The following is a 13,373-nucleotide window of genomic DNA, read 5'->3' as shown; positions in this document are numbered from 1 at the left end:
ATCGTCGCATCGAAGCTGCCGCGGGTGGGATGTCGTCGGTGAGGACGGGTGGGTTCGACGCGGCGGCAGGAGGATTGGCGCGACCGTGGTTCGGCCGGTCACGGCGGGCCTTGTGCGGCGTGGTGGGCAGGGCGTGGTGTGGTGGTGAGCACGGCGTGGTGTGGTGGGCAGGGCGTGGTGTGGTGGTGAGCACGGCGTGGTGTGGTGGGCAGGGCGTGGTGCGGTGAGTAGGGCGTGGTGCGGTGAGTAGTGCTGAGGTCGGGGCCGGGCGGCATCGGTTGCCCGTGGAGATCTGGGTGCTGGTCGGGTCGGCGTTCACGATCGCCATTGGATTCGGGCTGGTCGCGCCCGCGCTGCCGCAGTTCGCGCGGAGTTTCCACGTCGGTGTCGCCGCCGCCTCGTTCATCGTGAGCGCGTTCGCGTTGATGCGGTTGATCTTCGCGCCGATGGCGGGACGGCTGTTGCAGAAGCTGGGGGAGCGGCCGGTGTACTTGACCGGGCTGCTGATCGTGGCGGTCTCGACCGGTGCGTGCGCGCTGGCGCAAAGCTATTGGCAGCTGCTGGTTTTGCGGTCCCTCGGCGGGATCGGATCGACCATGTTCACGGTGTCCTCGCTGGGCTTGGTGATCCGCATGTCGCCGCCCGCCGAGCGGGGCCGGGTGTCGGGCGTGTACTCCACCAGCTTCCTGATCGGCTCCATCAGCGGCCCGCTGGTCGGCGGCGCGCTGTCGTTCCTGGGCCTGCGCGCCCCCTTCGTCATCTACTGCGTGGCCCTGCTGATCGCCAGCCTGATCGTCTATGTGGCGCTACGCAATTCGCCGCTAGCGCTCTCCGAGACCACCAACGGCACCCCCGCCATGACCTTCCGCGAGGGCATCGCCCAGCCCGCCTACCGCGCCGCCCTCTGGGCCAACTTCGGCAATGGCGCGGCCGTTTTCGGCGTCCGCATGGCCCTGGTGCCATTGATCGTCGTCGAAGTCCTGAAACAGGACGCCGCCCTGGCAGGCGTCGCCCTGACCGCCTTCGCCCTCGGCAACGCCTCCGTCCTGTTCCTCTCCGGCCGCTGGTCGGACACCCTGGGCCGCAAACCCTTCCTCATCGCCGGAACCCTGATCTGCGCCCTCGGCACCGCAGGCATCGGCCTCTCCCCAACCCTCCCCTGGCTCCTGGCCGCCTCCTGCCTGGCGGGCATCGGCTCCGGCATGTTCTCCCCCGCATTGCAGGCGTCCGTAGCCGACATCATCGGCCCCGGCCGCCGCGGCGGCCCCGTCCTAGCGGGCTACCAAATGTCCGCCGACCTAGGCACCTTCCTAGGCCCCTACGCCATCGGCCTTCTGGCCGACCGCATCTCCTACGGCGTGGCCCTCGGCGTCACCGCAGCCCTCCTGGCCTCCGCCTCCGCCGTCTGGCTCCTCGCCCCGGAAACCCTGCGCCGCAAGGAAGTTGTGCCGATCCCCAGCTAGACCCCCGGTCTCACCAGTCGTCCCACGGGTTCCCGTGCTCGGGTCGAACAATGGCGGCGGCAGCCGGATCGTCGAGTTCGTAAACGAGATCGGCCTTGTCACCGAGCACCGCGCTCAGCACGGTGTCGAGCAATTCCAGATGTTGTTGGCGCAGGTCGTCGGTAGTGCGTCGCATCCGGTCGCTGTTGTCGGACACGGCATCCCAGATCCCGGCCTCCTCCATCTTCCGCACGAGCAATGTCGCTTCCAGGTAGCCCGAGAACGGCGTCTGAATCGCGTGATACGACTGGGCCGTGCTGCGCAGGAACATCAGCAGAGCCGGGCTCACCGAGCCGACAGTGGTGATCGGACCCGGTCCTGTGGGGAGTCGCAGGACCACGCCGAACAGCTCCTCCAAGCCGTGCAGGTATGCGAGCCGGGTCTTGGAGCGGGTGACGGCGCTCGCGGACCAGCTCGCGTATTCGGCTTCCGCCTCCTCGCCGGTCTTGCCGTGGAGCTTGGAGAGCTCTTCCACCGCATCCAGATACGCGTGTATGAGTGCGGAACGGTCGTAGCGGGTCGGAGCGGTGTTGATCATGGACGGAAGCATGCCGGGGTGGGCGTGGCGGCGCGAGTCGATTTTCGTCCGGTGGGGCGGGTGTTGTGGGGGTGGGGCCGTCGGGCAGAGTGGTGCGGGTGAGCAATCCGACTTCGAAGCACACGCCGCAGCCGGTTTCCAGCAAGACCACCTATGCGTTGGCCGGATTGGCCGTGGTGGTGGTTGTCGCGATCGTGGGGGCGTTGTATCTGTGGAATCGCGGGGGCGGGGAGACGGTTCGCAACGACGGATACGGACCGGTGCACGATCCCGGGGTGACGGTGGCGCTGGATTCGGATGGCGCGATCGTGCTGGGCAAGCCGAACGTGGCGAAAACCATTGATATCTACGAGGATCCGCTGTGCCCGGCCTGCGGTCAGCTGGAGAAGATCTACGGCCAGGAGATCGCCCAGCAGGTCGATCTGGGCAAGATCGCCGTACGGTATCGCCTGGTGAACTTCCTCGACTCCCGCTCGAAGAGCAAGGACTACTCGACCCGCGCGGTAGCCGCGAACGAATGCGTCGCCCAAGCAGGCAACGGCCCGGCCTACTCGAAGTTCCACTCCCTCCTCTTCACCACCGACCAGCCCTCCGAAGGCGGCCCGGACCACGACAACAAGGACCTCGCCGACATCGCCAAACAAGCAGGCGCCCCCGACGACGCAGCCAAATGCATCACCTCCGGCGACCGAGCCGACACCGCCCGAGCCCACGCCGAATCCGCCCTCAAATCCCTCACCGACAAACTCAACGGCCGAGCCGCCACCCCTGCCGTCTACATCGACGACAAAAAAGTCGACGTGAACAACGAGAACTGGGTCCTCGACGCCGCGAAATAGCGGACATGGGATACGAAACCGGGGGTCGGTTGGTGCGAATACCCACCGGCCCCCTATTCGTGCCAATATTCGAGCTTGACCAGATGTGGGTGACAATCCCCTTATCAAGTGCTTGATCGAGTTCTATCGTTAGCCATCTGATTGCCTATTAGGGGTAGTCAGAAGATTGGAAACGATGAACTCCAGGGGGATTCAATGATTCGCAAATCCGTCTCGGTGCTTGCGGTCGCTTTGGCCGCTTTCGCCGGAATGGGCGTTCTCACCGCGTGTGACCCGTCCAAGCCCGCGCCGATGTCGACCGCGAACGCGGTCGTGCAGCTGTCGGCTACCCCGACAGCGTTCACTCCCAGCGTCTTGGACAACGGGGGCGAATACACGAGTGTCCTTGTCACAGTTGTGAACAACAGCAAGGACAAGGTGGTCAGCGTCAATCCGCTGTACATCACTATCACCGACACCGGCGGGAACAAGCATGAGGCCGAGCTCGGCGTCGATCAGAACCAGATCGCGACCGTGGATCTTCAGCCCGGTGAAAAGGTAACCGGTGTGGTCGCCGCGAAGGGCACCTTCACGCCCAAGGCCGTGGTCTTCGATAACTTCAGCAACCAGGTCCGCGCCGACGTCTCGTAAGTGGCAAGTCACGAAATCAAGAATCGAGGATAGGGCGGCGCAGTCGACCGGTGTAGCCGCCTGCACGGCCCAGATTGGGTGGGGTGCGGCCCATCGGGGGAACGGTGAGTTGAGCCGCACCCCGGGGAGGGGGCCGGGCTGGGGGCCCGGTCCCTTGGATTGGGGGTGGTGGTGGGGTCAGCGGGTGGCGGCTCTGTCGGGGATGTCGTTGTCGGGGGTGGTGCGGGAGAGTTGGGGGTGGATGAGGATGTGGTCCTCCGTGGGGTATGCCAGGTCGGTGGTGAAATGGCCTCTGGCGGGTGGGATTTCGGTTATGTCGGGGACCGCGCGTAAGGGGCGCGAGAGGGTGGGGGCGTCGATGTCGGTGTGGGGGAAGAGGTAGCGGGCGCCCTCGCGGATGGTTTCGTGCGGCTCGCCGCTGGGGTCGATCCAGCGCATGCGGTCGTTGTCGGCGAGGTAGACGCGCCAGGGGTGTTTACCCTTGTCCGCCAGGGACTTCAGGCGATGGTGGTGGGTGCACAGGACGGCGCGGTAGGCGGGGTTCGGCTGTGCGGTGGTCTGGCCGGGGAGCGGATCGAATTGGACGAGTGAGGTTTCCGCGGCGGGCATGGTGCAGCCGGGGAAGCGGCACAGGCCGTCCAGGGCGCGGACCTCACGGGCGGGTGAACCCGAAAAGGGGCGCACGGCAGCGATTTTCGGAGTTCCGGGGATGGAGACGAGTCTGCCTCGATCGACACCCGGGATGGGCTCGGGGTCGTCGTGAGTGTTCGCGACGCGCTCGCGGGCGACCAGCGCGCGCTCCCAGGGTGCCGGTGCGGCGGTGTCGGGCCTCGGTGTCCGTGCCGAAGCTTGTGAGGTGGTGTCGGGTTCCGGTACTTCGCCGGACGTGTCGGCTTGCGGTGCGGTGGTCTCTGGGAAATACTCCGGAATCACCTGGAAGCGGGCATGTTCGGCGAGTGTGCGTGCGAGGGCGGCGTCGACCGGGCCGTAACCCGCGAGGAAGGCCGGGTCGTCGCGCAGGCCGAGGAGGGATTCGGCGGAGACCCCGACCTGGATGAGCGGGCGGCGCGGGGTGGCGGGTGCGGTGGCCTTGGGGCAGTCGGTTCCCTTGCCGCAACCGCAGGTCAGGCGGCCGGAACCGTCGGCGAGGGCGATGAGGGCGTCGGCGCGGCGCTGGGACATGGTGCGCAGATCGTCATCGCAGACCTGCAGACTCATCTCGCGCAGCCGCATGGCCAGCGCCTGCGCGCCCGCCGCCGGAAGCAGCCCGTCGAACACCGCCATCCCGTCTTGAACCGCGCGAATGCGAATATCGCGATCCTGCTCGCGTTCCCGCCGCCGCCTGGTCTCACCGTCCGGATCGAGCCGGGTCACCCAACGCTGCGCGGTCTGCCGTAATCGGGCGGGATCCGAGCGCAAGGCCGCGTCGATCAGCTTGGGCTCCAAGACTTCTCGCATCTCCCGCGAGAGCCCGCGCAGGCTGTCCACGATCACCTGCACCCGCGACAGATCGATGCGCCCGGCCGCGAAGGCCAGCTTGGTATCCGGTAGCGAGTCCAGCGCCAGCCCAATGTCGACGAGCGCCGCCGCCACCGCCTCGGACACGTGCACCGCCACGGCGATCTCCGCCGCGGCGAACTCCCCGGCACGCACCCCACCCGCCCCCGGCGCGGCATTCTCGGCCCGATGCCGCCGATACACCTCCCGCACCGCTGTGATTTCCGCCGCCTGTGCGAACGCCGCCGCTCCGTGTGCCCGCCGCAGCGCGTCGATCAGCTCCTCGTCGCCCATCGCCTCCACCTCTCGGCTATCGAACATGCGTTCGAGCCTAGCTCGAGAAGATCGCCTCCGCCAGCCTCTATCCAGGCGATTTGGTTTGTTCGACACCCGTCGTGTAACTTCGTTCAAGCAAGCAGGGCACCGCCCCGCTAGCACAGAACTGAACACGGGGCTATGGCGCAGCTGGTAGCGCACCACACTGGCAGTGTGGGGGTCAGGGGTTCGAGTCCCCTTAGCTCCACTTCAAGACGGAGCCGCAGGTCATTGACCTGCGGCTCCGTTGTGTATTCGATGCTCAGCGCACTCGGTCATGGCGGACGCTCAGAGGCCTTGGGTGCCATCCATTTTCACGCGGGGGCTGGGGGCTGAGGGTGGGTGGGGTCTTGGGTTAGGCGGTAGCGGATTAGGCGGGAGCTGTTGGCTACCACGATGACCGAGGAGGCGTTGTGTAGGACGGCGGCTAGTACGGGGGAGAGGGCGCCGCCTGCGCCGATGAGTAGGCCGAGGGCGTTGACGGCGATCGACATTGCGTAGTTTTGGCGGATTACGTCTACGGCGCGGGCGCCGAGGTCTGTGACGTCGAGGAGGCGGCGTAGGTCGTCGGTGGCGAGGGCGACGTCGGCGGTTTCGACGGCGACGTCGGTGCCGCCGAGGCCCATGGCTATGCCGATGTCGGCGACCGCGAGGGCGGGGGCGTCGTTGATTCCGTCGCCGACCATGGCGACGGTGTAGCCCTCGGCCTGCAGGGCCCGCACGACGCGCAGCTTGTCTTCGGGGAGCACCTCGGCCTGCCAGTCGTCGATGCCCAGTTCGGCGGCTATCGCCGCCGCGGTTTCGGGATGGTCGCCGGTGAGCATGACGATGCGCTGAACTCCGTTGCGGCGCAGGCTGTTCAGGACCTCTGCGGCCTCGGGTCGGGTTTCGTCGCGCAGGCTGATCAAACCGACCAGGGTGCCGTCGACCGCGAGCAGCAGGGGTGTCTCGGCCTGTCGTTGCAGTCGTGTCACCCAGGCCGACGCCTTCTTCGACACCTTGACCCGTTCCTGGCGCAGCAGCGGCGGACTGCCGAGCAGCAGGGTCCGGCCATCGGCGATGGTGCGCATGCCCAGACCGACCAGGACCTCGCATTCCTCGTGGGGTGGGATGGTGATCTGGCGCTCCTCGGTGGAGCGGATCACCGCTTCGGCGAGCGGATGCCGGGAATGGATCTCCGAGCTCGCGGCATAGGCGAGGACCTGCTCGGGCTCCCAATCATCGTGGAAGGACACGATGGTGGTGACGATGGGGCGGCCCCGGGTCAGTGTCCCGGTCTTGTCGAAGACGATGGCGTCGACGCGTCCGGCCTGCTCGAGATGCGACCCGCCCTTGATCAGGATGCCGCGCCGCGCGCCGTTGCCGATCGCCGCGCTGATCGCGGTCGGGGTCGCCAGACCCACCGCGCACGGGCAGGCGATGAGCAGCATGGTCATGGCCCGCCGCACGTCCCGGGTCAGCAGCAGCGTGATCGCCGAGACCAGGAAGGAGGCGGGAACGAAACGGCGAGAGAAGCTTTCGCCTATCGTCTGGATGGGCGCGCGATCGTGCTGGGCCTCCTCGACGCGGGCGATGACCCGGCCGATCGTGGTCTCCTGGCCGACGGCCTCGGCGCGCACGACCAGGCGTCCCCGGATCACGACCGAACCGGCGTGCACCCGGTCGTCGGTCCCCACGGTCACCGGGAAGGTCTCGCCGGTCAGCGCGGATTGATCGACGATGGCGTCGCCGTCGACGACGATGCCGTCGACCGGGATCGCGGAATGGTCGTGCATCACGACCTCGTCGCCGAGCTGCAGGGTCTCGATGCCGACCTGGACCTCGGTCCCGTCGGGCAGGCGCAGCCAGGCCGTGTCCTGGTTGCCGGACAGCAGATCCGAGATCGCCCGGCGGGTGCGCCGCAAGGTCAGATCCTGCAGGTACTCACCGATATTCAGCAGCCACAACACGGTCAGCGCGACGACGTTCTCCCGCAGCACCAGACTCGCGATCGTGGCGACCGACACCAGCGCGTCGGTCCCGGTGGGCTTACCGCCGCGCAGAGAGCGCAGCGCACCGCGCAGGAAGGGGTACCCGGTGACGATCGTCGCACCGGTGGCGAAGGTCCGGCTGGCCGGACCCAGCAGCGGCGGTCTGGCGAACACATAGCGCCGAAATCCCAGCAGCACCAACGCGACTCCGCCGATCACCATGCGCAACACATCGGCATTGGCGACATCCGCCGAGCGCGGAGCCCGCACGGGCACCAGGGCCGCGGGCACCTCCCGGGCGGCAGCGACCGCCTTCAGGATCTCGTCCCGATCCGCGCGCCGCGGCGAGTACCACACCACCACCGATCCGGTCCGGGGATAGGCGTGCACCGCGCGCACGCCGCCCACTCCGTCCACGGCCTCCTCGACCGCGACCGCCCGGACCGATCCGCCGCGTATCCAGGGCACCCGCAGTCGTATCCGGCCCGCCGCGTCGGACAGGATCGTCAGGTCGGCCGGGTGGTCGGTGTCCACGACCGCGGTCACGGCGATCCTCCCGCTAGTGGTCGTGATCGTGACCGCCGGAGGCGACGCTCGGCGGCGGCGCCTCCTCGCCGATCCGCTCGCGGGCCTCGGCGACCACGTCGGCGATCGTCAGCCGGGCGGATTCCGCGCGAGTTTCGGCAGTGCGGACGCCGCGCAACCCCCACTCGGCCGCGGTCACCGCGATATCCCGGGCGGGCACCTTCGCCGCCGCGCGCCGCAGCACCTCGTACGCGGCGACCCCGACCGCGCCGGTGACGACCGTCGTCGCGGCCTTGGACAGCAAACCAGGCAGGACCATCACATACTCCCTACGTCGAGATTCGGCGATACCTCAGCAACGACCGAGCTCGCTCCCGAATCTAGCTCGATCCCGGTGGTCCGTGTCGAGATCACCATGATGGCGCAGCACCGACGCCCTCGCGACCGGACGTGTCCCGAAGGGCCTCTGTTCTCGTCGGAGGGATTGCGTTGTCGCGCAGGACGACCAGGCCTCGGGTGAGTGCCGCACCGCCCGCCGTCCACCCGACGTCGGCGGGCTGCGAGGTCAGGACCACGACGGTGTAGCGCAGCGGCTGTCCGGGGGAGGTGCCGACGAGGCCGGTGGTGTTCATGGTCGTCGAGGTGTCGAGTGCCATCCAGCCCTGCTTGATTGCCCGCGGTGCGTCCGGAAAGCCGTCCGGGATCCCGAAATACTGGTCGGTGCCGTCGGCCGCGATGCGGCTGCTGTCCCGCAATCCATTCACGATCAGCTCCCGGGCCGGTTCGGGCAGGACGGTCGTGAGGTAGCGGTAGATGGCGACGACATCTTTTGGCGTGGTGCGGGTTTCGCCCCACTCGGCGGGGTCGGTCGGCGGCTGCGTGCCGGTGAGCCCGATCAAGTCGACCATTCGATTCACGATCGCGGTGCCGCCGTTCTCACACCAGAGCCGGTCGGCGATATCGTCGTCGCTGGCCGACAACATGCGGTGGATATCGGCCGCGGTATCCGAATCCGATTGCCAATCGCGCCCACGCAATTCGTCCACCGCGATCAGCAGTTTGACCACGGACGCGGTGTAGAACTGCTGATCGGAGTCGAGGTCGGCGAGCGTCGCGTCGGTGGTGTTGTCGATGACGTCGATGCCGACCCGGGTGCCGGGCGAGGCGGCCTGGATCGCGGACCGCATCTGCTGGGCGAGTTCCGCGGGTGCGATGACGGGCCGCAACGGATTCGTGGGCGCGGCCGACGCATCGAGGGGCGCCGCCTGAATGGCGGTGAGTGCGAGCAGACCGGCTGCGCCCAGCCACCCTGGTCGGGGTGCACGGGCAGGGCGCATGATCGCGCCGGTGGGAGATTTGTACAACGGTGGTGCTTTCGAGGTCGGGCAGTATTGAAAACGATTGCCGTTAACGTAGCATGGCGGAACCCTTCAGAGATTCGGGGTGTTCTGGATCCAGTGGAACCCGGTGTTTCGCTGAGGGAATCGGTTCGGGTCTATGCGGTCGAGGCTGAGTGTCACCCGATGGCCGTCCAGGTCGCCGGTCAGCACCGCGTTGTCGGGGTTGGGCTGTTGAAAGGTGAGGGTGGACCACGTGTTCGGGCTGTCGCCGATCAGGCGGATTCGGTGGGTGGCGGCGTCCACGTCCGCGGGAACGGTTATCAGGGTGTCATCCATTCGCTGGTAGGTGACCATGTTCGGATAGTCGAAGACCACTGTTTTCCAGCGGGTTTCGTCGGTGGTCAGAGGTGGCACCGGTTGGCCGTCGCGGATGTATTGGGAGACCGACCAGATGCCGTACAGGGGAGGTTTGGGTCGATCGGGTCCGACGGTGTGCCAGGCGTGTAGGCCGCCGTGTATTTGTGCCGCCGCGATCCAGATTCCGAACGCGACTTGGGTCAGTGCCGCGATATGCCGCCATCTCGTGGTGTGGAACGGGTACGGCACGGCCCCGGGCCCGGTGGCACGATTCAACAGCAGGACTCGCGTCAACCGTCGCGCCTCGGGCGCCAGCAGTATCGCCGACATCAGGAGCAGGTGTGCGGACAGGATCTTTTCCGGCACATCGAAGGTCATGTTCAGTACCAGGATCTGCAGGGTGTCGATCAGTGCCAGCAATGCGCCGAGCAATGCCGTTCGGGGAACGAACAGCAGTATCGCGGCGGCGATTTCCGCAGCGCCGAGCGCGATTTCGTACGGTCTCGACATGCCCACCTGCGACCACAGCACGGCCATCGGCGTGAAGTCGCCGTACTTGGTCAACAGCCTGGTCAGCGACGGCTGCGGCATCTGCGCCGCCAACGCCTTGGCGCAGCCGTAGCTCAATAGCTGGCCCGCCAGCGCCAGCCGAATGACGAGCAGATACCAGCCCGCGAGCGTGCGATAGTGCGCGCGTCGCCGGTCCAGCAGCGACCACACCGCCGTCCCGGCCACCGCCACGACCAGCACACAGAACAGCAGCACCCAGAAAATCGTCTGGTCGCCCACACCGTTCGGACGCAGCTGCGCGGAGACACCGAACACGTGCTGGCCCACCCAATTCAGGACAGGCTGCACGGCCCGGACAGGCCAATACGCCGCATCGTGGCCCAGCCAGAAGCCGAGCCATCCCGTCGGCACGAAGACGATCGGCGGAATGAACAGGCAGATCGCGCCGAAATACAGCAGACAGAACCGAAATGCGATGCGGGTGAGTGGTTTCCAGCTCGTTCGTCCTGCCGTCGTCAGACTCATGACGCCACCCTGGACAACGCGGTGTTGCCGGGCCGTATGAGATTTTCGATACGCCGACGATATGCGCCGGATCGTAGCCTGGGACGCATGCGGGTGTTGGTTGTCGAAGACGAGCCCTATCTGGCCGAGGCCATCCGCGCCGGACTGCGCCTGGAGGCGATCGCGGCCGACCTCGCCGGTGACGGCGACACCGCCCGAGACCTGTTGCGCGTCAACGACTATGACATCGCCGTCCTCGACCGCGACATTCCCGGGCCCTCCGGTGACGAGATCGCGGCGGGGATCGTCGCGTCGGGCAGCGGCATGCCGATCCTGATGCTCACCGCCGCCGACCGACTCGACGACAAGGCCTCCGGATTCGAACTCGGCGCCGACGACTACCTCACCAAGCCGTTCGAACTGCGCGAACTCGTGCTCCGGCTCCGAGCGCTCGATCGCAGGCGCGCGCACGCCAGACCGCCGGTCACGGAGATCGCCGGTCTGCGTCTGGACCCGTTCCGCCGTGAGGTCTACCGCGACGGCCGCTATATCGCGCTCACCCGGAAACAGTTCGCCGTGCTCGAGGTTCTCGTCGCCGCGGGCGGCGGTGTCGTCAGCGCCGAACAGCTGCTGCATCGCGCGTGGGACGAGAACGCGGACCCCTTCACCAATGCCGTGCGAATCACCGTGTCGGCCTTGCGTAAACGGCTCGGCGAGCCATGGCTGATCACCACGGTCGCGGGCGTCGGTTACCGCATCGAGGTGGGATCGGAGCCGGTGTGAGCGTTCGCCTCAAACTCACACTCAGCTACACCGGCTTCCTCATGCTGGCCGGTGCTCTGCTGCTGGCCGCCGTGTGGCTGTATCTGCTGGCGGAAGTGCCGGACGTGACCGCCTCCCCCGGGGGCGTGCTGACCCGCTTGGGGCTCGCGCGGCACTTCGCGCAGGCCGCGGGCGCGGTGCTGGGCTTTCTGTTGCTGTTCGGTCTGCTGGGCGGATGGCTGCTCGCGGGCCGCATCCTCGCACCGCTGACCAGGATCACCGCCGCCACCCGCAGGGCCGCGCGGGGGTCGCTGTCCCACCGGATCCAATTGCGCGGCCCCCGAGACGAATTCCGTGAACTCGCCGACAGTTTCGACGCCATGCTCGCCCAGCTCGAAAGCCACGTCGCCGAGCAACAGCGGTTCGCCGCCAACGCCTCCCACGAACTGCGTACCCCACTGGCGATCACCCAGGCTCTCCTCGACGTCGCCCGCGCCGATCCGAACCGAGACCCGGGTGAGCTCGAAGAGCGCTTGCGCACAGTCAATTCGCGAGCGATCGCCCTCACCGAGGCACTGCTCCTGCTCAGCCGCGCCGACCAGCGATCGTTCACCCGAGAACAGGTCGACCTGTCCCTGCTGGCCGAGGAAGTCGCCGAAACCCTGCTCCCACTGGCGGAAAAGAACGACATCACCATCCAGGCATCCGGCGAGTTCACCCCCACCCTCGGTTCGCCCACCCTCCTGCTGCAGCTGACCACGAATCTCGTACACAACGCGATCGTCCACAACCTCCCCGAACACGGCACCGTTCAGATCGCCACCGCCACCCACCCCGACTACGTCGAACTCACCGTCGAAAACACCGGCGACATCCTTACCCCCCAGGTGATCTCGACCCTCACCGAACCATTCCAGCGCGCCACCGAACGCACACCCACCGACCACGCCGGTGTCGGCCTGGGCCTCGCCCTCGTCAAAAGCATCACCCGCGCCCACGACGGAACCCTCACCATCCTCCCGCGCCCGAGCGGCGGACTCCACATCACAGTGCGGCTGCCAGCGCCCAGGTGCGGAGCTCGTCCTCCGGAGTGCTGAGATTGGTGGTGGTGAGGACTACTTCGGTGGCACCGGCTTCGCGGTAGCGGCGGATTCCGGCGGCAATGGTTTCCTCATCGCCGATCAGGGCCAGTTCGGCGGCGCGGTCTGCGCCCTCCTGGTCCAGGACACGGCGGTAGGAGGGGATCTTTTCATAGAAGGAGAGGGTTTCGAGGGCGCGGGCGCGGGTGGCTTCGACGTCGGCGGTGACCACGGCGGGGACGAAGGCGACGACGCGGGGTGTGGTGTTCGAGGAGCGGGCGAGGGTGGGAATGATGTGGGAGCTCAGGGTTTTCGGTCCTGCCAGGTAGGGGAGGATGCCGTCGGCCAGTTCGCCGGTGACGCGGAGGGCCTGGGGGCCCATGGCGGCCACCAGGACCGGGGGTCGCGGGTGTGCGCCGGGAAGGGCCGTGGGCAGGGTGGGGGTGGCGGTGAGCAGTTCGCCGTGGAAGTCGGCCGTGCCGGTGTCGAGCAATTGGCGCAGGGCGGTGAGGAATTCGCGGAGGCGGGCGATCGGGCGCTCGAAGGGGAGGCCGAAGGCGTCGCCGACGAGGGTGGAGCCGAGGGCCAGGCCCAGGGTGTAGCGGCCGTGGGTGGCGGCTTGGGCGGTTTGGGCTGCCGCGGAGACGAGCAGGGGGTGGCGGCCGAGGACGGGGATGGCGGAGGTGCCGACCTGGAGGCCGGGGACCTCGCGCCCAACGATGGCGGCCAGGGCGGGCGAGTCGTAGTCCATGCGCTGGCCGAACCAGACCGACTCGACGCCCAACTCGTGCGCGGTCCGCGCCTGGCTCACGATCGCATCGATGTAGTTGTCGGCATTCGTCGCGGCAAGCGCGATTCCGAGAGTCATGCCATGGGCAACCGATACGCGGCCGGGACTCTTTCCTCGAAATCACGGTGATCACAAGGGTTTGGCGGGCGTTCGTCCGCGGTGCGGTGAATTCATCGTTCCGAAACACCAGCGGGTGGTCGGGGGAAACAGCGGTT

12 protein-coding genes and 1 tRNA gene are annotated in these 13,373 nt (G+C 67.5%); 6 read left to right on the top strand and 7 right to left on the bottom strand.

All coding sequences use genetic code 11. From position 1 onward, the window contains the following. The first annotated feature begins 242 nt into the window (after nt 1-242). Nucleotides 243-1,463 (top strand): MFS transporter, encoded by a 1,221-nt coding sequence (locus VMT40_RS16945; RefSeq protein WP_326359186.1) that lies wholly within the window; start codon nt 243-245, stop codon nt 1,461-1,463. A 10-nt stretch (nt 1,464-1,473) separates the two neighbouring features. Here the strand turns inward: VMT40_RS16945 and VMT40_RS16940 are convergent, their stop codons facing one another. Then, on the bottom strand, nt 1,474-2,040 hold the full coding sequence (locus tag VMT40_RS16940; RefSeq protein WP_326359185.1) for a hypothetical protein: 567 nt from the start codon (nt 2,038-2,040) through the stop codon (nt 1,474-1,476). Between the two features lie 98 nt (nt 2,041-2,138). Here VMT40_RS16940 and VMT40_RS16935 point away from each other — a divergent pair, with 98 nt between their 5' ends. Together VMT40_RS16935 and VMT40_RS16930 are read left to right on the top strand one after the other, a co-directional pair. Continuing rightward, a complete protein-coding gene (locus VMT40_RS16935) occupies nt 2,139-2,879 on the top strand; it encodes a DsbA family protein (protein ID WP_326359184.1) in 741 nt (246 codons plus the stop codon). Between the two features lie 195 nt (nt 2,880-3,074). Then, nucleotides 3,075-3,509 carry a DUF4352 domain-containing protein gene (locus VMT40_RS16930; protein ID WP_326359183.1) on the top strand — a complete coding sequence of 145 codons (435 nt, stop codon included), beginning with the start codon at nt 3,075-3,077 and terminating at the stop codon, nt 3,507-3,509. Between the two features lie 177 nt (nt 3,510-3,686). Here VMT40_RS16930 and VMT40_RS16925 read toward each other — a convergent pair whose 3' ends face one another. Next, nucleotides 3,687-5,327, bottom strand: coding sequence for a DUF222 domain-containing protein (locus VMT40_RS16925; protein WP_326359182.1), 1,641 nt, complete (start codon nt 5,325-5,327; stop codon nt 3,687-3,689). 129 nt (nt 5,328-5,456) lie between these two features. Between VMT40_RS16925 and VMT40_RS16920 the strand changes: the two genes are divergently transcribed. Next, nucleotides 5,457-5,529 (top strand) — tRNA-Ala (locus tag VMT40_RS16920). Between the two features lie 106 nt (nt 5,530-5,635). Here VMT40_RS16920 and VMT40_RS16915 read toward each other — a convergent pair. The 4 genes from VMT40_RS16915 to VMT40_RS16900 all read right to left on the bottom strand — a co-directional run bounded on the left by VMT40_RS16915 (nt 5,636) and on the right by VMT40_RS16900 (nt 10,548). Further along, a complete protein-coding gene (locus tag VMT40_RS16915; RefSeq protein ID WP_326360217.1) occupies nt 5,636-7,801 on the bottom strand; it encodes a heavy metal translocating P-type ATPase in 2,166 nt (721 codons plus the stop codon). A gap of 49 nt (nt 7,802-7,850) precedes the next feature. Next, nucleotides 7,851-8,135 (bottom strand): DUF1490 family protein, encoded by a 285-nt coding sequence (locus VMT40_RS16910; protein ID WP_326359180.1) that lies wholly within the window; start codon nt 8,133-8,135, stop codon nt 7,851-7,853. A 91-nt stretch (nt 8,136-8,226) separates the two neighbouring features. After that, nucleotides 8,227-9,153, bottom strand: a complete 927-nt coding sequence (locus VMT40_RS16905; RefSeq protein ID WP_326359178.1) for a hypothetical protein — start codon at nt 9,151-9,153, stop codon at nt 8,227-8,229. A gap of 93 nt (nt 9,154-9,246) precedes the next feature. Next, nucleotides 9,247-10,548, bottom strand: coding sequence for a DoxX family protein (locus tag VMT40_RS16900; RefSeq protein WP_326359177.1), 1,302 nt, complete (start codon nt 10,546-10,548; stop codon nt 9,247-9,249). Nucleotides 10,549-10,635: 87 nt separating this feature from the next. On the opposite strand from VMT40_RS16900, the gene VMT40_RS16895 reads away from it, so the two are divergent. Both VMT40_RS16895 and VMT40_RS16890 read left to right on the top strand, forming a co-directional pair. Further along, a complete protein-coding gene (locus VMT40_RS16895) occupies nt 10,636-11,310 on the top strand; it encodes a response regulator transcription factor (protein WP_326359175.1) in 675 nt (224 codons plus the stop codon). Beyond that, a complete protein-coding gene (locus VMT40_RS16890; RefSeq protein WP_326359173.1) occupies nt 11,307-12,386 on the top strand; it encodes a sensor histidine kinase in 1,080 nt (359 codons plus the stop codon). Before VMT40_RS16895 ends, VMT40_RS16890 begins: the two co-directional genes overlap by 4 nt. Here VMT40_RS16890 and VMT40_RS16885 read toward each other — a convergent pair. Next, a complete protein-coding gene (locus VMT40_RS16885) occupies nt 12,334-13,236 on the bottom strand; it encodes a TIGR03564 family F420-dependent LLM class oxidoreductase (RefSeq protein ID WP_326359172.1) in 903 nt (300 codons plus the stop codon). The two genes, VMT40_RS16890 and VMT40_RS16885, sit on opposite strands and share 53 nt — an antisense overlap. Nucleotides 13,237-13,373: the final 137 nt, after the last annotated feature.

The sequence above is a fragment of the Nocardia sp. CDC160 genome (assembly GCF_035818795.1).
In the GTDB taxonomy this organism is placed as follows: Bacteria; Actinomycetota; Actinomycetes; order Mycobacteriales; family Mycobacteriaceae; genus Nocardia.
Note: the sequence above shows the minus strand (reverse complement) of the source record. Positions and strands in the feature narration are given on the sequence as shown.

Coding starts and splice junctions, on each gene's coding strand:
- VMT40_RS16940 (WP_326359185.1), bottom strand. CDS start 2,040: ATGATCAACACCGCTCCGACCCGCTACGACCGTTCCGCACTCATACAC.
- VMT40_RS16930 (WP_326359183.1), top strand. CDS start 3,075: ATGATTCGCAAATCCGTCTCGGTGCTTGCGGTCGCTTTGGCCGCTTTC.
- VMT40_RS16925 (WP_326359182.1), bottom strand. CDS start 5,327: ATGTTCGATAGCCGAGAGGTGGAGGCGATGGGCGACGAGGAGCTGATC.
- VMT40_RS16910 (WP_326359180.1), bottom strand. CDS start 8,135: ATGGTCCTGCCTGGTTTGCTGTCCAAGGCCGCGACGACGGTCGTCACC.
- VMT40_RS16905 (WP_326359178.1), bottom strand. CDS start 9,153: ATGCGCCCTGCCCGTGCACCCCGACCAGGGTGGCTGGGCGCAGCCGGT.
- VMT40_RS16900 (WP_326359177.1), bottom strand. CDS start 10,548: ATGAGTCTGACGACGGCAGGACGAACGAGCTGGAAACCACTCACCCGC.
- VMT40_RS16895 (WP_326359175.1), top strand. CDS start 10,636: ATGCGGGTGTTGGTTGTCGAAGACGAGCCCTATCTGGCCGAGGCCATC.
- VMT40_RS16885 (WP_326359172.1), bottom strand. CDS start 13,236: ATGACTCTCGGAATCGCGCTTGCCGCGACGAATGCCGACAACTACATC.